Raw genomic sequence first — 23398 nt, 5'->3', positions numbered from 1 at the left:
GTATGATTTGCTCTACAGAAATTACCGTCTATATTTGAGGCATCCCACCGAAACGGGAGGGAAAATGTCGAGCTTTGAGGGACGGTTGGCTATGAGACAAAGAAGAAGGGCCTTGATCCTGCAGCCTATTAAATGGATTCTTCTTCTAGGCGTCGTCGGTTCTGGGAGTGTATATGGATTATCGGCGGCAGGGTTCATTGAGTGGAATTCAGAGCACAAACTAGAAAGCTTGATGTTCTGGAAAGACACGGATCATGCTTCAACGAAAGGAACAGCGCTTGCAGCTGGCATGGACAAAGAAAGTGCGAAGCCATCGGTCAAACCGGTATCAACGCCAACGACTACGGCCACAGCATCGCCAACAGTTGTACCTGCTAGTACGCCTATAAGTACAGCAGCAACAACATCACCAGATAAGACGTTAACATCGGGTCTGCAAGTCATTTCACAAGCGCAGAGTATTGTTGCTGTAAATGCGAATGTGAAATCATGGCTAGAGCAGGCGGGACAGATCAAGATTGAGTCAGGGAAGCTATTCTCCTTTCAAGCTTGGTTGACCGAGGTCAGTAAAAGTAAAGTACCTGAAATGAAGGCAGATGAGTTATCGCATGTGGCATCCCTGTTGTATGAAGCTGCTCTGCGTGCTGGCATGCAAGTTGGTGAACGCTATCCACATCTAGATAATCCCGCTTATGCAGCTGCTGGATTTGATGTTAATTTTCAAAGCGAGCTGAAAGATTTAACCTTCTATAATTCAATCGGCGTACCCATTACAGTTGGCGTGATATACAACGGGGAAACACCTGTCGTTACGTTCAATGGGAAACCGAAAGCGGATTGGAAAGCTCCGAAAATTACGGTTAGTAAAGAAGTATTCACACCAGAGAGCATTGTACTCACGGATTTTACACTGGCTGGTCAAGGTGATAAACGTAGTGAAGGTCAATCAGGACTTCTAGTCAAGGTGTTCGCGGATGAGAAGAATGATGGCAAGAACGAGTTGATATATAAAGATTACTACGCACCGCATCCCATTATCATCGCGAAGGCGCCAACAGCGGAAGAGCTTAAATCACCTTAAATCACTTTTATTAGGTTGCACAGATCCGTCACGTACTCTATTAACAGAAGGGAGGACCCCCCAATGCGCATAGGTGAATTATTTGTAATGAACGGACTCATCACAGAGGATCAGCTTGAACAAGGGCTGAAGCAGCAAGTGCACACGAGGAAGAAAATCGGTGAGATTCTTATCGATAAAGGGTTGATTACGGAAAGACAACTGGTTGAAGTGCTGGAATTTCAGTTAGGGTTTCCGGTTGTTAATATGTTTGAGACACAACTCGATATGCAAACCGTTCAGCTTATCCCAGAAACGCTTGCTCGCAAGCACTGTGTGATCCCAATTGAACGTAAGAATGGCAAAATCAAAGTTGCCATGGTTGATCCGTTGAATTATGGAGCCATTGAAGAAATACGAATGGCGACGAACATGAGTGTGCAGCCAGTGATAGCCATTCGTTCTGAAGTCGAGCAAGCCATTACGAAAAATTATGGCATGAAAGAATCAGTTGATGAACTGATGGTCGACTTAGATAAAATCGAGATCAAAGATGAGGAATCCGAAGCGAATGATCAAGGATCACCGATCGTAAAGCTGGTCAATCAAATCATTCAATCCGCTGTGCAGCAGAGGGCGTCCGATATTCATGTTGATCCTCAGGAGAAACAGCTGATCGTGAAGTACCGAATCGATGGTGTGCTTCGAACGGAGAAAGCGCTGCCGAAGCATATGCAGGGCGTGTTGACTGCAAGGTTAAAAATCATTGCAAAGTTGAACATCGCGGAAAGACGACTACCTCAGGATGGTCGAATCCAGATGCAGGTGGATAACCGCCGAATTGATATACGAGTTTCGACATTGCCGACAGTTCATGGTGAAAGTATCGTTCTTCGGATCTTAGATCAATCGGCAGGGGTTAAAAAAATTGCCGAATTGGGGCTAAGTGATGCGAATTTGGTGAAATTCGACAAAATGATTCAGAAACCGAATGGGATTATGCTGATATCGGGACCTACAGGAAGCGGGAAAACATCAACTCTCTATTCAGCACTGGGACAATTAAATGGCGATGATGTCAAAATCATTACGGTTGAGGATCCAGTCGAGTATCGGATGAATGGGGTAACGCAAGTACAAGTTAACTCTCAGATTGGTCTAACTTTCGCTTCTGGCTTACGATCCATCCTACGACAAGATCCGAACATTGTTATGGTCGGGGAGGTCCGGGATGCAGAAACAGCAGAAATTGCCGTACGTGCTTCCCTAACGGGGCACTTAGTGTTAAGCACCATCCATACGAACAGTGCCGTCAGTACGATTAGTCGACTTGTCGATATGGGAATTGATTCCTATCTCATCGCTTCCTCGCTCTCCTGTATCGTGGCTCAGCGCCTAGTACGACGAGTATGTCGTGAATGTGCTGCCCAGGTACCTGCCAGAGAGGATGAAGTGAAGCTGCTGGAAACGCATGGTCTGCTAACCGGTACAGAACAACAACTGGCGGGAACTGGAACAGGTGTCGTTGTTCCTATGACTTCAGCGAGAGCCACGGATAAACCGATCATGGTAACAAGAGGCAAAGGTTGTGGAACATGCAATAAGACAGGCTACAGAGGTCGTATTGCCGTGCATGAGTTGTTAGTCGTCGATGAACCGCTGCGCAGCCTAATCGTCCAAAATCGACCAGTTAGTGAGTTGGAGCAGCATTTGATGAAGAATGGTTTTAAAAATATGCTCTACGATGGCTTGCTCAAGATTCGCCAAGGTCATACCACAATTGAAGAAGTGTTGAAAGCTGTGGCAGACGAATAGCAGTTGAACTGAAGAAGGCTATGAATGGGGGTGAACAATAACTTGGCGAACTTTACGTATGAAGCCGTCAATGAAAGCGGTAAGAAGCTGAAAGGGATGGTGAAAGCACAGAACAAACAGCTGGCGATTACGGAGTTGCGAGGACGCGGGATAACCATTCGGAGTATCCAAGAGCAGCGGAAAACAACGATGGATCTGGAGATTCATATCGGAAGGGCAGTCAAGCTAGAAGATTTCGTTATCTTCTGTCGGCAATTCGCTACGTTGATTCGAGCCGGGATTCAAATTGACCAAGCCGTTTCGATTCTTGAAGATCAATCCACCTCCAAATATTTGAAAGCTGCTTTGGGGGATATCTCGGAGCAAATCAGAAGCGGGCACCCCTTATCGAAAGGGATGGGCGAACATCCTAAAGTATTTCCCGATATGTTCGTCAATATGATGGCTTCGGGTGAAACCGGCGGTAACTTGGACGAAGTCCTTGAGCGAATGGCCGAACATTATGAGAAAGAGCATAAAACGGTTCAGAAGGTCAAGTCAGCAATGACTTACCCAATCGTAGTTCTGGTCATCGCCATCGTCGTCGTTATCTTCCTCCTCTTGAAAATTGTCCCAACCTTTGCGGATATGTTTCTAGAGCAAGGCTCGGAGTTGCCGCTGATTACCAGGTTTGTTATGAGCTCAAGTGATGCGATCGTCCATTATTGGTGGATGTTCTTGGCTGGCGTAATTGGCATCATGGTTTTATATCGGAGCTTTGCTTCGAGTGAAGAAGGGAAGTACTGGATCGATACGATCAAGTTTAAGATTCCAGTCTTTGGCCTTATTCTCAAAAAAGCTGCGGTTGCCCGAATGACGCGTACGATGTCCTCCCTATTCGTGAGTGCGGTGCCTGTCTTGCAGGCACTGGATGTAACTGCGAAAGTTGTTGGCAATCGGGTAATAGCCAAGGTGCTTCGAGATGCCAAGGATAGCTTGCAGCAAGGTAAAATGCTTTCGGAACCGATTCAGAAAAGTGGCATTTTCCCAAAAATGGTCGTGCAAATGCTAATTATCGGAGAGGAAACAGGGCAAGTCGATAATATGCTAGCAAAGATTGCAGATTTCTTCGAAGCGGATGTCGATCAGAGTGTAGATCGATTGAAGGCGGTGATCGAACCTCTGATGCTGCTGTTTATCTCTAGTATTGTTGGCGTGATTGTGGCGGCGATCATGAGTCCAATGTTCAAAATGTACGACAATTTCTTAGGATAATTACCGACCGGCTTGAAAGGAGGTGATAGACAAACATGTCGGCGGCTTTACTAGCAGTACAACATAACGCACTACCAGATTGGCAAGGACAAGTACATAACCAAAATAAACCTAGAGGTGGGAATGAAATGAACGCATTGGCATTGGAAAACAATCAAAAAGAAGGATTTAAAGCTCCTAAAATGTCTTTCCGCGAGGTAATGAAAAATGAGAAAGGCTTGACGCTCATCGAGTTGCTAGCTGTTATCGTAATTATCGCGATTATTGCAGCTATCGCTATTCCTTCAATCGGTTCGATTCTAGAGAAAACAAGAATTAACGCACATCGTTCGAACGCTCACATGGCAATTGATGCTGCACGACTTTATGTAGCCAATGAAGGAGTTACGTTGGCAGGTACTGCAACAACAACCTTTGTATTATCTTTAACAGATTTGAATACAAGTGGATATTTGGAAACGATCCCGAAAGATCCTTCTAACAAACCTAACACGTATGGTGCTGGAACAGCTGCAACAGCTGCAACTGCAACTACACCTCGAGGTGCTGGTGATAGCTCAGCTTCACACGTAACAGTTTCCAAAGATGCAACTGGCAACTTCGTATATCAAGTAACATTAATGGGTGCTGGTACTGGCGCACAAACGTATATGAACAACACGTTAGAATCCACTATTGAGCTTCCAGGATACGTAGTAGAAGACGGTACACCAACTGCACCTACTACTCCATAATTCAATGCCCCCAAGCGCGCCGCCTAGCGGCGCGCCCCTTATCCCTTATGCATAACCGAGAGGAGTCACCGCAATGTTCGCAAAGAAAACGAGCAAGTATACATACGGCATGCAAATTTCGGATACAGAAGCGAAGCTGGTTGAAATTATGAATGTGAATGGACAGGTTACCCTGACACAGCGTCATTCGATTGCGCTGGATAGAGGCAGTATTAAACACGGAAAATTCGTGGACGAAGATTCGGTCATTGCGCGCATTTCGACCCTAGTCAAGCAAATTGGGTTGCAAGGTGCACATATCAATGTGACGGTGCCACTATCCAATGTGGTACTCCGTAAATCCGTTTTTTCGGCCTTAAAAGATAAAGCGTTACGTAACATGATTGACGTTGAATTACATGGCGGACAGCAATTGCCTTTCAAGAATCCGGTGTTTGATTTTGTTCGACTAGGAGCTCCGAAAGATGAAGCCGCAGCTTCTTCGGAAGGTGTAGTGAAATCCTCCAAGTCTTCGCCACAAGAAGAAGTTCTCATCTTTGCGACACCTGGCGAGGTGGTCGAAAGCTATGCTCATGTCGTCAAGCAATCAGGGTTAGTGCCAGTAGCCGTTGATTTGGCACCACTGGCTCTTCATCGTATGTTGGTACGTCATACCAAATTAACTGGCTCCGCGATGAAGGAACGATTTATGCTGCTGCATGTCGAGCCAGATCATGCGGATGTCAGCATATTCGTAGATGGCATACCTGTCTTTTTCCGATCAATACAAATTAATACGAGTTTCTTCCTAGACACAGGCACGGATCAGCTTGCAGCATATGCACGTAATCTATCTATGGAGCTTGGTCGTGTTTTGAATTATTTCCAATACACCGTGTCCAACGATCAGAAGCATGTCGAGCTCGTTTATTTGGTAGGCGATCATGAATGGATCACGGCACTTCCAGAGCATCTAGAAAGTGCATTCACAGGTGAGATTACATCGTTTCCATTGCCTGCCATTCTGAAAGATGAAGACACCACATGTCAAGCTTACGCGGTTCCAGTTGGACTGGCGATGAAAGGGGCTTAGAGACGATGAGTGCAGGCGTGCAGAAGCTACAATCCATCGAAATTAACTTGCTGCAAATGCGGCAAGAAGAACAAGCAGGAACGAATCCCATTCTCCGTTATGTCTTTATGACAGCAATCGTGTTGCTAGTCGGTGGTATGGGATGGATGTATACGAGCGCTAAGTCAGAAATTAAGAACACGAATAAAGCATTGGAGCAAGTGAACCTTCAAATTAAAGAAAGCCAATCTAAGCTTGCAGGATCCCCTACGGCAGGGGCAGTTGCCGATTTCGTTGCTTTGCCGAAACAGCTCATCGCAAGTAAGCCATTAGCAACAGATGTCCTGGATAATCTTTCTGCCTTAATGCCACTTGCATCAAATCTAACCGCTCTTTCTTTCGGGGATGGTAATAAGGTCAAAGTGACAGGTAATTTTGCTTCCAGCGAAGATATTATTACATTCATGCAAGCGACGAAAGCCTCAAGCTCATTTACATTAATTTCTACCAGTGGGATGAACAAAGTGGTATCGACGCAAGAAGATAAAAACGCAGCTGTAGTTAACGATCTGCCAATGCCTGTTATTCAAGCGACTTTCGAGCTGCAATACAAGCCCGATGCCAACAAGAAAGGTTGATCGAACGTATGAGCATGCTCAGTAGTAAAAGAAATCAAATCATCGTAGCGTTCATCCTGACATTGGCGATGGTGATGGTGTATATCAATTTCATTTCACCGTTACAAAATGAAAAAGAAATGAAAGAAAGTCTTCTGATACAGAAAAAACAAGAATTAGATGCTTTGAATAAACGTACTGCTGGCGGTGGTGCAGTTGGTGCTGCAGAGCAAGTGAGCCTTTCCAAAACACGTGTCCGCGTTCCTGAATCACCAGATGTAGAAGGCCTAATTCGCGAGGTTCGGATGTTAGAGGTGATCACGAAGATGCCGGTAGCTAGCTATAATTTTGAAATTGGCAAGGTAGCAGAAATGACAATCAAAGCACCTGCAAGTACGCCACCAAGCAGTACGTCACCAACAAATGCAAGTTCGGCGACAGCTCCTGCTGCACAAACATCTTTATCACTCGCCATTCCAATTAAGCTCAACACAACAGCTAAAGGGGATTACGCGCAGATCCACCGCTTTCTAGACGAATTGCAAACGACGAATCGTTTGATGCAGGTGGATAAGTTGACTTTTGCTGTGAAAAGCGGAGCGCCTGTGAAGCTGAATGCTCTGAAAAGAGAAATAACGGTCAATGTCTCCTTAGTATCGTATTATGCACCTGGTTTACAGAAATTTTTCAAGAATCCGCTTACTGTTCCTTATACGAAGCCTGCTGGAAAGACGAACCCGGTTTATTAATAAAACCATGTACATACGGGAGGAAACACGATGAGTATGAGTTCGCCAACGACATCCGATACCTTATCATTGAAAGATTTGCTGCGTGTTTCTTACGAATCGAAGGCTTCTGACTTGCACATTAATGCAACGACAGAACCTCTTATGCGGCTACATGGGAAGTTGATGAAGGTGGTTGATTCCGTTCTTTCTCCTGAAGATACACATCGCATGGCGAAAGAAATTTTAACGAAGGAGCAATATGAAACATTGTCTAAAAAGGGGGAAGTTGACTTTTCGTTCGAGCTGCCAGGTCTTTCTCGTTATCGGGGCAATGTATTTAAGCAAAAACGACATATTAACATGGTGTTTCGTGTCTTGTCGACGACAGTGCCCTCCCTTTTTAGCTTAAATTTGCCTGATTTGGTTCAGGAATTTGCACACAAGCATCAAGGTCTGGTTCTAGTAACAGGTCCTACAGGTAGCGGTAAGTCGACTACGCTTGCTTCCATCATCGATTTCATTAATGAAACTCAGAAGAAACACATTATTACCTTAGAAGATCCAATTGAGTATATTCATCCGAGTAAAAATTGTCTGGTGGCACAACGTGAGATTGGTATTGATACCTTAACGTTCTCCAATGGTTTGCGTGCTGCACTTCGTCAAGATCCCGATGTCATTCTAGTTGGTGAAATGCGGGATTTGGAAACGATTAAGACAGCCATTACGGCGGCAGAAACAGGTCACCTTGTCCTCGCGACACTTCATACCCCAGATGCTCCTCAGACCGTCGATCGGATTATCGATGTTTTTCCAACAGAGCAACAAAGACAAATACGCGTTCAGCTAGCATCCGTACTCATTAGTGTTTTATCCCAACGATTAGTACCCCGTATGGATGGACGAGGAAGAGCCATGGCGCTGGAAATATTAATCAATACACCCGCTGTAGCCAATTTAATTCGGCAAGAGAAGATATATCAAATCAAATCGGTCATTCAAACGAATCGACAAATCGGTATGCAAACGATGGTTTCCAGCTTGAAGCAATTAGTGGAAGAAGGCATTATCCATCGGGACGCGATCAAAGAATATGAAATGACCTTAGGAGAAGATTAAATGAAAACCAATAAACATGCACTCGTTACTGCTCTTCTTGTCTTATCCATTCTGTCACCAACAACCGTTCTAGCGAGTGAAGCTGCAGTCAATTCAGCAGTTAGTGTGCAAGCAAGCAAACCATTCGCCGTATTAAAAGGGCTCGATAATGAAGCGCGTAGTCAACAGTACGAAAACATGAAGCTTTCACCAGCAGGTTGGCAGGTCGGCATGATTATTTCCAAAGAACCTTATGCAGTTGTTACTAGCGTAGATGCTTCTGGCGCACATGTGAAAATATGGACAGGAGCAATCGCACGTGATTTCAATGATTTGCTCGTGTTCTGGGATGAAATTGGAGTAGAAGTGTCAGGAAAACTTGATTTCCATGCCACTGACGTCGAAGAGACGACACGTTCGTACTTTGAAAGCGCCTCCCAAGAGTCCTATCGTGTCAAAGCCTACCTAGGTAAAGTGCCTTGGGCGAACATCCCTACGGATGCAGAGGTAGTTCGAGATGGCAGTACAAAGGTAACATCGAATGGCTTAATCAACGTATATGGTATCGTTTTTCAGAATCCTGATCGTGCCGTTGCACCGACACTTGGCTCAGTAAAGAATTTGCCAGATATGCCAGATGCCGTGCCAACGCTGCGCACATGGAAACAAACGTCCGTAAGCGCGGTTCCAAGCGATGCATTAACGCACTGGGCAAAGGATGACATTCTTGATCTTATGCAGAAATCGATTATCGATGGCTATGAAGATCACACAATACGTCCGAATCGTACGCTTTCAAAAGCAGAGTTTGTAACACTTGTTGTTAAAGCATTAGGGATTGAGCCTGTTCAAACTCCTGTCAAAGGTTACGAGGATATGGGGAAACATTGGTCAACCAGCATGGTTGCTTCTGCGCAAACTATGGGTTTGCTGGATTTGAAACCTGTAGATGTAAACTTTTCTCCAGATTTACCAATTACGCGTATTGAAATGGTGGGTCTCGTTGATCGCATTTTACAAAAGTATGCCGTTAAGGGTGGAGCGGGCACTGGTGAATTCACGGATATCGGAAGTTTAACAGACGGTAATAAAGCATCTCTTCAGAATGTGATACATGCAGGCATTGTCGGCGGTTATGAAGATGGTTCGTTCAGACCACAAGGGTCACTCACTCGTGCTGAAGCTTTCAAGGTCATCTCGAGAATCATTCATTTGGTGTAGAAAGGAGTTCGTAACTATGCATTGGTTTCAAAAAGCGAAAAAGAAAAGTGCAATCATGTTGACCGGAATGTTGCTCACGACTATGCTCCCTGTCTTCGTTGGAACGAATACCGTTTATGGGACTGAGGTCGATAATGGTTGCTTAGCTATAAACGGAGTAGGAAATGTTCCAGTAACAAGTGTTGAACGTAATCAATTGGTCACGATTAATTACACATTGGACCCGAATGGCACGCATACCGTAACACAAACGCGGGATGCGATTGATATTGCTTTTGTAGCAGACGTATCTGGAAGTATGGATTACCATATGAACAAGAATGATAGCAGAACACCTATTCGGTTGGAAATTTTAAAAACTGCCTCTGCTACGTTGACAAGTAAACTTCAGTCGGTAAACAATAGCGACCGTCTGGGACTCATAAAATTTAGTTCTGGGGCATCTAAAGTACTTGATTTGACAACGGATTATGCTCAAGTTCAAACCGCAATTAATCTATTAGATGCTGATGGTTCTACGAATATTGATGATGGCTTAGCCAAGGCGAAGACGATGTTAACGGCGAGTGGAACGAAACCTGTGAAACAAATTATTTTGCTCACGGATGGTAAAGCAACCGTATGGACGGATGAGAACGATGGCAATAAGCAGAAAAGCGGTGAAACCAGTGCTGCGAATGCTGCGAAGGCCGATGCTGATGTCCTTGCAGGTCTTGGGATCAAAGTATATACGATTGCTCTGGCTACCGCTGGTTCTGATGAAATTGACCTAGATTTGTTGCAATATATTGCAACGAAGACAGGGGGGAAAGCTTATGAAGCGAGTTCAGTCAGCCAACTTTCCACGATTTTTGATAACATTGCCAAAACCAATGAAGCACCAGCTCAACTCAAAACGGTGACGCTTCGTCAACCCATCCCAGCAGGGTTCATCTTAGCACCAAATGAGAATGCTTCGAACGTCAAGTATGAGGCTGCAACCCACGAAGTTGTGATCAATGTAGGAGACATTAATTTCCCTTTTGACCAAGATAAGATTGATCTCTCCATTAAATTAATACCTGATACAGCAGCAGGTGACTATCCACTGCAAGATGCAAAGGTCACCTATAAGGATGCATGTAATGCCAATCGACAGTTCAATATTAATTTTGGCACGCAGCTATCCGTAAGTATTCGTGTGGTTGATAGATATGGGAATGTGTATATCGGGAATGGTCAAGGAGAGCTCCAACGGTTGCGAGCTAGTGATAAACAAAAGCAATGGACGATTGCGAACAAGACAGTAGCTATCTCCGATATTCATTTCATAGATTCAGACGTCCATTCTATTGTTCGGGTTACTTACAAGGATGGTACAACAGAACAATTTGATTTGAAACCAACCGCACCGGGAACTTATGAACTTCTTGATGGGAATGGCAAGCCAATTAATGCAAATGGTTGGCATAAGGGTCCAGGGAAACTTCGCTCCGTGTCAGGCTCTACATCACAATTGCCGAGCACGACCGTTTATGCCAATGATGACTTCCGAGGAGCTTATCTTGCGGGGTATCAGATCTCTCTTGATAACGGCAGTTGGCAATCACAAACAACAGATGGTGTGGTTATCCCTGATGGCAATGGCGTGAATTTCAAAGCGCGTGCGATTACGAATGCGATAAGTGGCAGTGCTTCTAATCCAATTGGTGGAGCTGTAGCGACTGGTAATGTGTCCTTGGATAGTTCAGGACCATTGATTAGCTGGAGTAACGATATCGATATCACTAAGCCGACGAATGATGCGCTCATTTATATTACGGCAACCGATGATTTAAGTCCTGTAACCAATGTGACAGTCTGGTTTGACAACAAATCACGATCTATTTCTTCTAACTCAACCAAAATGACGAAGAATGGCAATACATACGCATTTCGATTAAGCGATGTGACCGGTTTTGATACGATAGAGAATCGCCAAGGCTGGCATCAAATTCAGTTTGAAGCGACGTCCGTGGGAGGTACAACTTCAACAGCGCAAACCCCGGAATATTTCGTGATTAACCCAGGTTTGTCGGCTACGCTTAAAGGCATGAATTATAACGCAGGAGATATTTCGGATAAACCAGTAAGTGTTGCTGTGGTGGATGAGAAGTATCCAGTATCTGATCGAACTTTCGGTAGTCACGTAGAGCACGGCTTCACGTTGAAAAATATGTATTACGTGATTAAACAATCGTCAGCGACACCGGAAGCAAGTGAATGGAAGCCATTGGCATCGAAGCGCTTAACAGTGACAACCAAAACGAACACGACATCCGGAACGTATTATGTCTTCTTAAAATTAGTTGACAGTTCGAATGTCGAAATCGTTCAACAACCACTGATCGTTAAATTCGATACAGAGCAAAATAACAACTAGACTGGCAAATCGGTGAGGTAGTGAGGAGGACTTACGGTGCGCCGCAATGAACGTCGGAAGCAAGCCCAGCCAAATGAAGACGGTATGTCACTCGTGGAAATCTTGATTGCTGTGACGATTATGTCGATTATCAGTGTCACGTTGATGGGTTATTTCACCTCAGCTGTTGATAAATCCGCGCAAGAGAGCCGCAAAATTATCGGTGCCAACTTAGCTCGATTGAAAGCAGCTGAGCTGCGTGATTACTTCAAGAATGGCTATAAAGACGCCATTGTTTCGCAGCTGACAAGCAGCCCCAAATTTTCTGGTGACTTATCGAGTAATGGATCGGAGTTAATGAAAGGTAAATTGGACTCAACGGAAATCAATGGTACAACGTATCGGTATTTGGTTGAACTTGAGAAGAGCTACGCTCGCTGGGAGGCTGCGGATCCGTTTCGTAATGATTCAGATGACTATTTGGCTCAAATGTTCGTTACTGTGTATTGGTCGAACGAAGATTCTCTCGATGCACCTTCAGCGAAATCATCAACGACACTCGATACGTATCTTATCAAAAGGTGGTAGCGCCAGATGCAGCGCAATGAGAAAGGGATGTCCATGATTGAACTTCTGGCTGCCTTGCTGATCGTTGGCATGGTAGCCTCCATCCTGTACTCTTTTATGCTAATGGGCGTGTCGATGTATAAACGAGTCACGATGGAAACCCAGATGCGTAATCAAGGAGACGGGTTATACAGTCAGATTATTTCGGAGTTGAAAGAAGCGATCTACGTTCAAGATGAAGGGACGGATAAGAAGATCATTCGTTATGCGAAAAAGAATGATGACCCGAACATTTATATTGATCTCTATGAAATGGAAGTCATACCGAATCCAACTGGCGGAGGGAAAATCGAAATTAGGGAAGCTGGGACGAATGTTGTTAAACGTGTTTTCCAATTAGGAAGCAATTTTACCATTCAAGAAGGCAGCTTAAGTGAAGCGAGTCAAAATCATGACCGTGTTCAAGTAACGCTTGAGTATGCCAGAATTAATGCGAATCAGTTTAAGTTAGCAGACAACCCGAAGTTGGTCATTAATTCACAAATCCCACTATTCCGTAATGAATAAATGTAACGGATTGGAGGAGGCATGTATTGAACTCTAGGAAAGAAGACTATAATGGCCTCCAGCCGAGGAAACAGAATGAGGAAGGCTCAGCGCTAGTCATTGCTTTACTTGCTGTTGTTTTAATGACCATGATGGGTCTCATCCTCATGAGCGTACTTCGTGGAGGTGCGATTCAAGCAGCCACAACAGAGTCAAAAGTTCAAGCGGAGGCGATCGCACAGAAGGGGCTGGATGATACACTTGCCCAAATCCGCAGAGCCGTTGCCAATGGTGAAACGATTGGGGGAACGAACTATCGGAATCGCGTTCGCAATGTAGAGAATCAACTAGTGTTGATGCTTCCTTTTATTGATAAGCATGTAGGTGATTCTCATCAATCAAATGATAAGAACGGGGAAGTCATTGAAGCGAAGAAAGGGACTTATCAAGTCGATATTGTTCTTGCAGAGCCTACGAATCCAGAATCACCGACGAAAAAGCCTTTGGCAATCCCTGACGCTCCGTACGTTCGCAAATTCACGATAACTTCTCGAGGTATGATGGCGGGCACTCCCACTACCATTGTTACGAAAGAGATGACCGTTTATGTGAGTACGATTAACCCCGTGTTTCGATATCCGGTCTCGTCAGGTGGTGATTTGGTACTCAATGGAACACCTTCAATTAAAGGAGATATCTATGTAGCCAATCATTTGTATGTTCGGGATGAGGCCTTATTTACAGGCACAACCAGCGGTGCGAATCGAAGTAAATATGGGATTCAAACTGGACGTCCAGAGATTCGCGGTTTCATTCGAGTCGACGGAGACAGCGATACTATAGCGCCGGGGAAGTTTAATTTTACCCGGTCAGATGGATTGACTGAATTTCCGCCGCTCACGTATACAAGTGAATTGGTGCAACCTGATTATTTTAGACCACAATATTTTCCATTAGAAGATCCAACCTTGGATCCTGACGTTGAAGTAGATGTAGAAGGGTTTGTCACTGGTAAAACGACTACCGATTTAACAGCTAAGTTAGCAGCTTTAGGTGGGTATTCAGCACCAGATCCAGCAATTATTGAATTACCGCCATTATATCAAGATTTGACAAGGAGTAAGCTGTACAACGATCAATGGGTAACTGTTGATGGAGAAGTGAATGTACTTGATGAAGCATCAGCCACAAACGAGGCTGACCTATTCATTAATAATGGTGTGCTTACCATGGCGAACGACGCATCGAAACTCAAACTGAAGAATGGTTCCCTGTATGTGAAGTCACCGGATCCTAATTTAGTAGCGGCTGATCTGCGAGGCGAGCTTTCGGTGGAACCAGGAAAATTCTTAGCTATTGATGGCAACGTGACATTGAATGACGGATTCCGTTTTCCAAATGGCACGATGTATATCAAAGGGGATCTAAAGATCATTGGGAATGTTTGGTTGCAAGGTACCGTGTATGTAGAGGGCAACGTGGAGTTAAAGCAGATGACGTCAATAAATAAAAATACGGAGGAGAATCCGGACCCTTCATTAACACCGCTGATTGTTGTCGCCTCAGGGGAGATCGTGCTAGGTAATAGCACAAATACCGATGATGAGAATGTTCGCGCTTTCTTCTACACGAAGCAAGGAATTCGCTTATATGGCGTCATTTCTAAGATGAGGCTGACTGGCGGTATACATGGTGGTGCAGGAGGTGTAGAACTCAATGCGGTGAGAGGTGAACTGACTACATCTGGTAGCTCCGTTTCGAAGTATCAAGGGAGTCCACCATGGAGTAGAGAAGTACCGGAGGTGCAATTGGACAATTCAAAACCATCAAGACTTCAGATTTTCTATGATGACAATCTCTATGATAAACCGCCAGACGGCATCCCAACGACAGAAAATTTTAACGTTTTTGTGAAAAATGTCAAATACATCAAGTAACTACAGATTAACCATTCTGGAAGGAGGTACCTTCAATGTCATTCCAAATCCTAGTCGTTGACGATACGAAATTTATGCGGAAAATGTTGACTGACATTTTGAAGCAATACGGTCATGAGGTGGTCGGAGAAGCAGAGAATGGTAGACAGGCTGTACAGAAGTATGAGGAACTACAGCCTGATATTGTTCTAATGGACATTACAATGCCCGAAATGGATGGAATTGAAGCGATGAAGGAAATTCGTAAACTCAATCCATCGGCAGTCGTTCTCATTTGTTCGGCTATGAGTCAGCAGGATCTCATCTCAGATGCATTGAAAGCTGGTGCAAACGGCTATGTGATGAAACCTTTTAAACCGAATCGCGTGAATGAAATCGTTCGAAAATATGGTGTTCCCCGTGTTATAGGCCATCTCATACCGCAAGATATGCAGCGCACGGAAGCTGTCGTCGTCGAAATCGAAGTTGTAGAGGCGACAGTTGAGATAGAGGAATTGGAATTACATGCTAAGTTAGCCGAAGGTGCTACCGCCCCAGCAGCAAGTTTGCATGCCGTTGATCAAGGTTATGCAGAACCGAAGGAGCTACATCTTACGAAGCAAGATGAGGAGATCTTGAATGAAATCTCGTCGAGCAGCGAGTCCAACCAATCCAACCAAGAATTAACAAATAAGCTGATTCATGAGGAAGAACAGATTCCTGAAGTCGTTGAACTCCAACAAACTAGTGGTGAACCAGAGCCTGTACAAGAACCTGAATCAGAACCTGAATCTCAAATTAAGAATTACGTCGCGGAGGAAAGGAAAGTTACAGGCAAACCTGCTCAGGTTGTCAATGCACTGGAAGTTCTGCTCGCGTTTGCCGAGGTAGAGGAGTCTAAGGTTGCTATGGAGTCCTCGGATACCATGCACATGCCTGAACAATCACAGACGACAGAAGAAGAGGATCGTCTCTTGGAAATGGAGAGGCTGGCCGCTGTGATGCAAGGCGATTTGGAACTTGAATGGCAGCTGGAGCAACAGCAAATGCAAGATCAATTGCAACAGCAAGAAGCAAGCGTTAATGCGTATGAAGACCCTTCAATAACGGAGACCTACTCGATCGCAGAGGAATCAGTCGAAACTAATGATGAAGATACAAATTCGAGCTCAATGGAACTTAGCATAGATGACCTCAATGAGATCACTTTGGAGATGGAATCTTTAGAATCCACCTATGAAGTGAAAGATCCAACCAAAGAAGTTCCAGTATTCAAAGAAGAAGTTCCCGTAAACATGTCTTCTAAGTCACAAGAAGCGGTTGACGTGAATAAAGTTGGCTTTAAAGCTGTGAATGGCGGAAAGATCATTAATTTATTCAGGGGGACTGGACCAATGAAAAATTTCACAAGCAGTGTTATGTGTAACTGGAGCGAGGATTTGAACGGTGAGATGTCTCAATACTTGGTTGTTTGCACGGAAGCAGAGAATAAAATTGAGATTGATATGACAACGGCAAGTGGGCAAAAGCAATCCATAACCGTTACCATTGAGAGTTTTAATCAATTAGCTGCTTGGCTTCAGGTTCAGTTGGGGACTGCACCCGTAAGCAATCGTGAATATGCAAAGAAAGCAGATTTCTAATTACGTATTGATAAGGGAAGACATCTAGAGGGGGTTAGGCAATGGGGTGGGAAGCATGGAGTTACACAATTCAATTGTTCATAGTGGGTGCTTTGTTCGGTTCATTCTTTAATGTCGTTGGGCTTCGGGTACCGAAAGGTATATCCGTCGTTGCCCCGCGATCTAGCTGCGGAGGTTGTGGGCGCCAGCTTAACGCGATTGATTTAATTCCGATCTTAGGATGGTTTATCCGAAGAGGGAAGTGTCACACATGCGGATCACCAATATCCCCTGTGTATATCGTTGGAGAGTTAGCAGGAGGTATCCTATTTGCCTCCCTTCCCTTCGTGGTCAGCGTAAATGAACTTTGGATTGCTTATCCACTTGTATCTGTGCTTCTCATCCTGACAGTGAGTGATTTGGCCTACATGCTCCTGCCCAACAAAATCATTTATCCAGCCATGTTGCTATTTACGGGATTGCGATTATTCATTCATCCACTGCCAATTTGGCACTATGCGTTGGGATTCGTCATTGGAGGGGGCACACTGCTTGCTGTGTCTCTGGCTGCAACTTGGATGGGGAAGCCGGCTATGGGCTTTGGAGATATTCGATTGATGGCTTTAGTAGGACTCGTCATGGGAATCAAGCTCGTGCTGTTATGCATATTTCTGTCGGCGCTGCTTGGCAGCGTCATCGGTGTGGCTCTAATCGCCTCAGGTAAACTGGATCGGCGTTCACCAATTCCCTATGGTCCTTTCATCGCTGTTGCTGGTTTCATCTGTTTTTGCTTCGGAGACCCATTGATGACGTGGTATATGGACCTCATCGTATGGCAGTAAAACTACATTTTGTAAAAGAGAGGTCGGACTCCTATGAACTGGTTTCTAGCTCAGTCGTTTCGTGCTAAGCTTCAGCTCGGTTATTATACTGTTGTTGCTTTTTACACAATTATTATCCTCATTCTGATGTTAACGGCAGATGTATCCATCATTTTTGCATTATCTTCGTCACTTATTCTCATGGTGTTCAGCTTTCCTTATGTGCGTTTCTTGGAAAAGGCGTTAACAGAGCCCATTGATAACGTAACGCGTGTCGCGATGAATATTGCCAAAGGAGACTTCACACAAACCGTGGATGCTTCTTCCAAGGATGCGCTAGGCGATATGGGGCGCTCCTTTAATGCCATGATCGTTAAATTGAAGGAACTACTGAATGAAACGGCTTCGATTTCGAAGCATGTAGCAGACTCAAGTCGTGATATTTATCATAAAAACGAAGGTATTAACACGATGATCGTGGAAGCAACGGGCTCGGTCACTTCACTTGCTGAGGGAGCTAATGAGATCTCATCTGGTGTGTTTAAAAGCTTTTCCGTCGTTAAGGAAATTGAAACCAAAATCACGGATTATGTGGATTCTACACATGAAATGAATAATCGTTGCGGGCAAACGCTTGATCTTGTGAAAAAAGGGATGAGAGCAGTAGAAAGTCAATCTGAGAGTGTTTCTCATATCGTACTTGCGACAAGCAATGTATCGGGGACGATTGATGATCTAGTAAAGGAAGCGGCTGGAATTTCCTCCATTACACGCACGATCTCCGAAATTGCCGAACAAACGAACTTGCTGTCCTTGAATGCATCCATTGAAGCAGCGCGTGCAGGCGAGCACGGAAGAGGGTTCTCTGTTGTTGCTCAAGAAGTTCGCAAGTTAGCTGAAGAGTCTTCCAAATCGGCCAAGAGCGTATTCCATATGGTACATAATATTGAAAATAGCATTAAAATGGCCCAGAAAAATATTCAGATCAATGAGGAAATTGCTCGCCGGCAGACAGAGTCCATTGAAGCAACGGAAAAAATATTCGGTGAGATGGTTGAAAGTATTCAATTCATTACGCAGCGTATGAGCGAGTTTACAGGAGAAAGTCAGAAGATGTTGAATGCAGCCCAATTCATAACAGGTACCATGGAAAATATTTCAGCGATTACCCAGCAATCAGCAGCCGGTACTGAACAGGTATCTACATCGATGGTACAACAAACGCGTTCCGTCAAAGCTGTTGTTATTCAGTCCGAGCAAATGCTTCGTATGGTAACCCAATTGCAGCGCACGATTCAGATATTCAAGCTTTGAGAGAATGAAGTTGAGATCCAGTAAGCGTGCAAGAGGAGAATACCTAAATAAATAACGGTAGATAGTCGGAATAGATTGTTGATGAGCAGTCGTTTACCTACTTTTGCTGCAATAAAGAAGAGAGAAAGGGGGAGTATGATTTTTATGCCATAGAAGGCAAAGTAGCTATGTTCATATAGGAAAGCCATAATCGGATTGGCTTCGCCAATCAATTGCAACCGGAGACCCATATCTGTTAGTCCTGCATCCATTAAACTAGCAATACACAGGAAAATAATTAAATTACGACTCAAAGGGACCACTCCTTTTGACATTGGAGGTTATGCTAACGTATCGTTTGCATAACCTCTTTCATTGTGGAGATAAATGCTTCTGCAGCTTTGGAAATATAGCGACCTTTGCGATAAGCAATAACAAGTTTGCGCGTGGGTCTGCCCTCTAAGATGACGTTTACGGGAGAAAGTTCATGTAAGCTTCTTTTGGAAATCAAGTAGGGCACGAAAGCGATCCCCATGCCAGCAGCAACAAGCGATTGGACGGTTTCCATATTACTCGATTCAAAAACAATGTTCGGTGTGAAGCCAGCTTCCTGGCACAGATCAAGGGTCAGCTTTCGGAAACCTTGTCCTTTTTTCAATGCGATGAAGGCTTCCTTTTCCAATTGAGAAATTCGTATCGGATCTTTGCTGGATGCTAATGGATGCAGCGGCGGAACGGCTAGGATGATTTCTTCATCTAACAGCGTCTCATAGACGAGAGATTCTTCACGTAAGGGTAAGGATAGAAGTGAAATATCTGTTTGACCGTTTACTGTTAAGGTTTCAAGGTTGGATGAAGTCTCTTCGACGAGCGAAATTTCAATATCCGGATAAGCTGCCTGAAAGACAGGTACCACATATGGTAAAATAGTTGATCCAGTAATTGGCATACTGCCTATCACGAGGCGGCCTTTCTTCATTTGAGAAATGTCTTCCATTTCTTTTTTGAGCCCTTCGATCATATCGAGAATCTTCTGTGACTTCTCCACAAACAGAGAACCCGCGTGGGTCAACTCAACGGAATTAGTGCTACGTTGAAATAAAAGGACACCGAGTTCCTTCTCTAGCTTTGACAATTGCTGGCTCAATGAAGGTTGGGCTATATGTAACTTCTCCGCTGCACGTGAGAAATTCCGTTCTAAAGCGATCTGGATGGCATACTGTAATTGACGTAATTCCATGCGAAGAAGTGTCTCCTTAATAGATGTCTTGAAGGTTATCATATCAAGCTTTGTGGGGCGAAACAAGCTGGACATAGGAATAAATAACCATAAAGGGCAATGACCACTGGTTTCTTCCAGTTTCATTGCCCTTTATGGTTAATATTGGTTAAACAACGCTATTTGCGAACAGTGCTTCTATACATGAGGAATAATAGATACGGAGCGCCAATAATTGCTACAACGATACCTGAAGGAATCTCTTTGGGAATAAGTATCGTTTTACCAACGATATCAGCACCTGTAAGCAATATGGCGCCGAGAATGGCCGAAAGGACAAGAGATTTCTGGTGATGTTGCCCCAAGAATAGACGTACTGCGTGTGGGGCGAGTAAGCCGATGAAACTAACGGTGCCGACACATGCAACAGCAATGGCAGCAACCAACACACCAATTATTGCTGAGATAAGCCTTGTTTTCTGCAACTTAAGGCCTAGTCCAAGTGACACGTGGTCACCAAAGGCCAACAGATCTACCCGACGACCTAGCATCCATGCACTTGGAAGTAAAATGACTGTTGTGATCAGGAGTTGGATGCATTCCTTCCATCCTCTAGAGTAAGTACTGCCAGCCAACCACGTTAGTGCAGGAGCAGCACCGAGCTGCGATTTAATAACAAGAAATTGGATGACAGCCGAGACAAGTGCCGAAACGGCGATCCCAATAAGAATGAGGACTACGGGATTCAGCCCTTTTTTCCAAGCAAAGGCATACACACTTCCTGCAGAGAGGAGTGCACCAATGATGGCACCAACGGGTATCCAAGTACCAGGAGCTGATGGCCAAATGGTTAGGACCAATAGGGCGCCCATCCCAGCACCTGAGGTGACACCAACAACGGAAGGATCCGCGAGCGGGTTGCGAACCGCACCTTGCATCATGGAGCCTGCGACAGCTAAAGAGGCGCCTGCGAGAGCGGCAACGAGAATGCGAGGAAGACGCAAACTCAGAATAACATTGCGAGCCATTTCTTCACCTTGACCTGTTATTACTGCGATAACTTCAGCGAAAGGTATTCGCAGGGCTCCAGCCGTCAATCCGTATAGGAACAAGAAAACTAAAGCAATGCTAGATACGATAACTAGAATGGGATACGGGATTTTAGTTCCGACATAACCGACGCTCATTGAGCTGCTTTCAGCTGAAGATTTCATTCTGGAGCCACGAATGGCTAGCCAGATTAACCATGGAGCACCTAATAAAGCGGTAACAGAACCCGCGGGTAGCTCTCCTAGTGTACTTCGAAACATTTTGGCAACTAGATCCGCACTAAGTAAGACGACAGCACCCCAGAGGGCACTACCTGGTATCAATAGTCGGTGACGTTGTAAACCTATTAAACGGACTAGATGAGGTGCGATTAGGCCGATAAAACCTATGGGTCCTACCACACTTACTGTAACACCAGCAAGCAGTATGGCCGAGGCAAGGGCTACCATCCGAACCATATTCACATTTTCACCTAATGAAACAGCAGTTTCCTCATTTAATGCAAGCATATCCAGTTTCTGACTAAAAAGAAAAGCTACGACAAGTCCAATGCATATCCAAGGGAGCGCATATTGGACACCTTGCCAATCGTTCTGTCCTAACGCACCTGATCCCCACATAAATAAGCCATTTGTTTCATTCTCATACATAATTTGCAGACCGCTTGTGAAGGCAGATAGTACTAGCGTTACGATCATGCCTGCAAGTGCCATGCGAAGTGGTGAACTTTTGCGACCTCCTGACATGAAATAGGCCATGAACGCAGCGCCGCATGCACCTAATAACGCTAGAAGCAAGGAGTGATCAGACTTTAGTGCAGGGAAAAATACCGCAGCCAAAACGATGATGAAATACGCACCAGCGTTCAGGCCAAGTGTTGATGCGGAGGCCAGGGGATTGCGGGTGACTGTTTGTAGCAGTGCTCCTGCAACAGCAAGAGCAGCACCGGCAAGCATACCAATGACAGCGCGCGGCATGCGAAGCCCCCGCACCATGTGATGGTCGGGGGTATCTTGTGGAGATATCAAAGCTTGGATGACCGTTTGAACAGTTATGTTAGCTTCTCCTTGTGTCAAATTGAGGAAAAGGAGTAGGCAGAGTGCAAGCAGTCCGCCTCCAAACACAAGAAGTGATTTCCATTCGATATTAGCGAAACGGTTAGTTTTCGATTTCATCGCGGATTGGATCATTTTGTTAATGCAGTTGCAGTAAGCTCAGCGAACACTTTAGCTGATAATGGACCACCGAACGTCCATGTATTACCAGGTAGTTTAAAAGTCTTGTTTTCCTTCACAAAAGCAAGACCTTTCCAAACGGCATTGTCTTTCAATTGTTTCTCAAATACATTGTCATTATCTTGAACGATGTAGAAGAAGTTCGCATTTTGGACCGCTGGTAAAGCTTCAACAGAAGCTGTTGAGAATCCGTAAAGTTCAAATTTGCTTGATTTGAATACGTTTTTCAATCCGATACGTTGCAGAATTTGAACAACCATGGAGTTGTCTGTGAACATGCGAAGATCTGCATTGTTTTGGTTACTGTATGCTTGTGTTAATGCGAATTCGGCACCATCTTTTTTCGCAGTTGCTAATTTCGTTTTCGTATCCGCAAAAGCTTTGTCAAGATCAGCTACGACTTTGTCGCCTTCAGCTTTCTTACCTGTTACATCTGCAATTGTCTTGAATGTCGTTAACATGCCTTCAAATTGATCGCCTTTTCCTTCAGCCGGATAGGATTCAAATACGATCGTTGGGGCGATTTTGGAAAGTGCTTCATAATTTTTACTCGAACGCAATGTGCTTGTGATAATAAGATCTGGCTTCAAGCCTGTAATCGTTTCTAAGTTAGGCTCTTGACGAGTCCCCACATCAACAACAGAAGCATCAAGTGCAGGCTTCACATTGACCCATGTGTTGTAACCTTTCGTATCAGCTTGACCAACAGGTTGAATTCCTAGAGCAAGGACATCCTCGGTATAAGCCCATTCCAATGTAACAATGCGTTTCGGTGTACCTTTAATAGTAGTAGTTCCTAGTGGATGTGTAATTGTTTTGACTGCATCTCCTACAGGTGTAGCAACTGCTGATGCTGCAGGCTGAACAGATGAAGTTGGAGTAGGTGAAGAAGTTGAAGTTCCGCAAGCTGCGGTAATGAAAAGTAACATGAGTGAAAGTGAAAAAGTAACTGGTTTTATAAAGTTTCGCACAATAAAATCCCCCTGATTGGTATGTATTCAAATGATTGGTGAATCGATGGCCAATTCGATATCACTAGGAGAATGATAATCATTATCATTGCGGATGTCAACCATTATATAATATATAGGAATAATCTATCAAGCTTATAGTTATTATATCTTGGAACTATGACGTGATCCGTGCTAAAGTACTTTATGAGGGTAAG

General features: G+C 44.5%; 19 protein-coding genes and 1 pseudogene. 16 read left to right on the top strand and 4 right to left on the bottom strand.

Translation table 11 applies throughout. The features are described from left to right. The first annotated feature begins 64 nt into the window (after positions 1–64). From ASL11_RS12410 to ASL11_RS12335, 16 genes and pseudogenes are all read left to right on the top strand, one after another. Positions 65–1081, top strand: a complete 1017-nt coding sequence (locus ASL11_RS12410) for a VanW family protein (protein WP_056614182.1) — start codon at positions 65–67, stop codon at positions 1079–1081. Between the two features lie 63 nt (positions 1082–1144). Continuing rightward, entirely contained in the window at positions 1145–2875 is a 1731-nt protein-coding gene (locus ASL11_RS12405; protein ID WP_056614179.1) for a GspE/PulE family protein, read from the top strand. A gap of 24 nt (positions 2876–2899) precedes the next feature. Then, entirely contained in the window at positions 2900–4129 is a 1230-nt protein-coding gene (locus ASL11_RS12400) for a type II secretion system F family protein (protein ID WP_056614176.1), read from the top strand. Positions 4130–4164: 35 nt separating this feature from the next. Next, positions 4165–4863 (top strand): prepilin-type N-terminal cleavage/methylation domain-containing protein, encoded by a 699-nt coding sequence (locus ASL11_RS12395; RefSeq protein WP_056614173.1) that lies wholly within the window; start codon positions 4165–4167, stop codon positions 4861–4863. A 73-nt stretch (positions 4864–4936) separates the two neighbouring features. Beyond that, on the top strand, positions 4937–5935 hold the full coding sequence (gene pilM / locus ASL11_RS12390; protein WP_056614170.1) for a type IV pilus biogenesis protein PilM: 999 nt from the start codon (positions 4937–4939) through the stop codon (positions 5933–5935). Continuing rightward, positions 5887–6552, top strand: a complete 666-nt coding sequence (locus ASL11_RS12385) for a PilN domain-containing protein (protein WP_157256917.1) — start codon at positions 5887–5889, stop codon at positions 6550–6552. Before pilM ends, ASL11_RS12385 begins: the two co-directional genes overlap by 49 nt. 8 nt (positions 6553–6560) lie before the next feature. Continuing rightward, positions 6561–7280, top strand: coding sequence for a hypothetical protein (locus ASL11_RS12380; RefSeq protein WP_056614160.1), 720 nt, complete (start codon positions 6561–6563; stop codon positions 7278–7280). Positions 7281–7310: 30 nt separating this feature from the next. Continuing rightward, the gene (locus ASL11_RS12375; RefSeq protein ID WP_082595411.1) at positions 7311–8381 is read left to right on the top strand and encodes a type IV pilus twitching motility protein PilT; all 1071 of its coding nucleotides are present in this window, start codon (positions 7311–7313) and stop codon (positions 8379–8381) included. Next, positions 8382–9581 carry an S-layer homology domain-containing protein gene (locus ASL11_RS12370; protein ID WP_056614157.1) on the top strand — a complete coding sequence of 400 codons (1200 nt, stop codon included), beginning with the start codon at positions 8382–8384 and terminating at the stop codon, positions 9579–9581. 16 nt (positions 9582–9597) lie between these two features. Then, positions 9598–11982, top strand: a complete 2385-nt coding sequence (locus ASL11_RS12365) for a vWA domain-containing protein (protein WP_056614154.1) — start codon at positions 9598–9600, stop codon at positions 11980–11982. 36 nt (positions 11983–12018) lie between these two features. Further along, positions 12019–12549 carry a type IV pilus modification PilV family protein gene (locus tag ASL11_RS12360; RefSeq protein ID WP_056614151.1) on the top strand — a complete coding sequence of 177 codons (531 nt, stop codon included), beginning with the start codon at positions 12019–12021 and terminating at the stop codon, positions 12547–12549. Between the two features lie 6 nt (positions 12550–12555). Beyond that, the gene (locus tag ASL11_RS12355; protein ID WP_056614149.1) at positions 12556–13095 is read left to right on the top strand and encodes a PilW family protein; all 540 of its coding nucleotides are present in this window, start codon (positions 12556–12558) and stop codon (positions 13093–13095) included. A gap of 26 nt (positions 13096–13121) precedes the next feature. Then, the gene (locus tag ASL11_RS12350; RefSeq protein WP_056614146.1) at positions 13122–15011 is read left to right on the top strand and encodes a hypothetical protein; all 1890 of its coding nucleotides are present in this window, start codon (positions 13122–13124) and stop codon (positions 15009–15011) included. 35 nt (positions 15012–15046) lie between these two features. Then, positions 15047–15397: pseudogene (locus ASL11_RS37455) on the top strand (response regulator); the annotation flags it as partial. Between the two features lie 1277 nt (positions 15398–16674). Next, positions 16675–17454 (top strand): prepilin peptidase, encoded by a 780-nt coding sequence (locus ASL11_RS12340; RefSeq protein ID WP_056614143.1) that lies wholly within the window; start codon positions 16675–16677, stop codon positions 17452–17454. A 33-nt stretch (positions 17455–17487) separates the two neighbouring features. Continuing rightward, a complete protein-coding gene (locus ASL11_RS12335; RefSeq protein ID WP_056614139.1) occupies positions 17488–18747 on the top strand; it encodes a methyl-accepting chemotaxis protein in 1260 nt (419 codons plus the stop codon). On the opposite strand, the gene ASL11_RS12330 is transcribed toward ASL11_RS12335, so the two are convergent. The 4 genes from ASL11_RS12330 to ASL11_RS12315 form a co-directional block, all read right to left on the bottom strand. Next, positions 18729–19040, bottom strand: a complete 312-nt coding sequence (locus tag ASL11_RS12330) for a DUF5658 family protein (RefSeq protein WP_056614137.1) — start codon at positions 19038–19040, stop codon at positions 18729–18731. The two genes, ASL11_RS12335 and ASL11_RS12330, sit on opposite strands and share 19 nt — an antisense overlap. Positions 19041–19072: 32 nt before the next feature. Next, complete coding sequence (locus ASL11_RS12325; protein ID WP_056614130.1) at positions 19073–19966, bottom strand: LysR family transcriptional regulator; 894 nt, start codon at positions 19964–19966, stop codon at positions 19073–19075. 158 nt (positions 19967–20124) lie between these two features. After that, on the bottom strand, positions 20125–22170 hold the full coding sequence (fhuB, locus tag ASL11_RS12320) for a Fe(3+)-hydroxamate ABC transporter permease FhuB (protein WP_056616936.1): 2046 nt from the start codon (positions 22168–22170) through the stop codon (positions 20125–20127). Between the two features lie 11 nt (positions 22171–22181). Beyond that, on the bottom strand, positions 22182–23201 hold the full coding sequence (locus ASL11_RS12315; protein WP_235550464.1) for an ABC transporter substrate-binding protein: 1020 nt from the start codon (positions 23199–23201) through the stop codon (positions 22182–22184). Positions 23202–23398 lie beyond the last annotated feature (197 nt).

Source organism: Paenibacillus sp. Soil750, assembly GCF_001428045.1.
GTDB lineage: Bacteria > Bacillota > Bacilli > Paenibacillales > NBRC-103111 > Paenibacillus_E > Paenibacillus_E allorhizoplanae.
This window is presented reverse-complemented; position numbering and strand designations above follow the sequence as displayed.

Excerpts from the sequence above, each read along its gene's own strand:
- ASL11_RS12410 (WP_056614182.1), top strand. The coding sequence starts at position 65 with ATGTCGAGCTTTGAGGGACGGTTGGCTATGAGACAAAGAAGAAGGGCC.
- ASL11_RS12405 (WP_056614179.1), top strand. The coding sequence starts at position 1,145 with ATGCGCATAGGTGAATTATTTGTAATGAACGGACTCATCACAGAGGAT.
- ASL11_RS12400 (WP_056614176.1), top strand. The coding sequence starts at position 2,900 with ATGGGGGTGAACAATAACTTGGCGAACTTTACGTATGAAGCCGTCAAT.
- ASL11_RS12395 (WP_056614173.1), top strand. The coding sequence starts at position 4,165 with ATGTCGGCGGCTTTACTAGCAGTACAACATAACGCACTACCAGATTGG.
- pilM (WP_056614170.1), top strand. The coding sequence starts at position 4,937 with ATGTTCGCAAAGAAAACGAGCAAGTATACATACGGCATGCAAATTTCG.
- ASL11_RS12385 (WP_157256917.1), top strand. The coding sequence starts at position 5,887 with ATGTCAAGCTTACGCGGTTCCAGTTGGACTGGCGATGAAAGGGGCTTA.
- ASL11_RS12380 (WP_056614160.1), top strand. The coding sequence starts at position 6,561 with ATGAGCATGCTCAGTAGTAAAAGAAATCAAATCATCGTAGCGTTCATC.
- ASL11_RS12375 (WP_082595411.1), top strand. The coding sequence starts at position 7,311 with ATGAGTATGAGTTCGCCAACGACATCCGATACCTTATCATTGAAAGAT.
- ASL11_RS12370 (WP_056614157.1), top strand. The coding sequence starts at position 8,382 with ATGAAAACCAATAAACATGCACTCGTTACTGCTCTTCTTGTCTTATCC.
- ASL11_RS12365 (WP_056614154.1), top strand. The coding sequence starts at position 9,598 with ATGCATTGGTTTCAAAAAGCGAAAAAGAAAAGTGCAATCATGTTGACC.
- ASL11_RS12355 (WP_056614149.1), top strand. The coding sequence starts at position 12,556 with ATGCAGCGCAATGAGAAAGGGATGTCCATGATTGAACTTCTGGCTGCC.
- ASL11_RS12340 (WP_056614143.1), top strand. The coding sequence starts at position 16,675 with ATGGGGTGGGAAGCATGGAGTTACACAATTCAATTGTTCATAGTGGGT.
- ASL11_RS12335 (WP_056614139.1), top strand. The coding sequence starts at position 17,488 with ATGAACTGGTTTCTAGCTCAGTCGTTTCGTGCTAAGCTTCAGCTCGGT.
- ASL11_RS12325 (WP_056614130.1), bottom strand. The coding sequence starts at position 19,966 with ATGGAATTACGTCAATTACAGTATGCCATCCAGATCGCTTTAGAACGG.
- fhuB (WP_056616936.1), bottom strand. The coding sequence starts at position 22,170 with ATGAAATCGAAAACTAACCGTTTCGCTAATATCGAATGGAAATCACTT.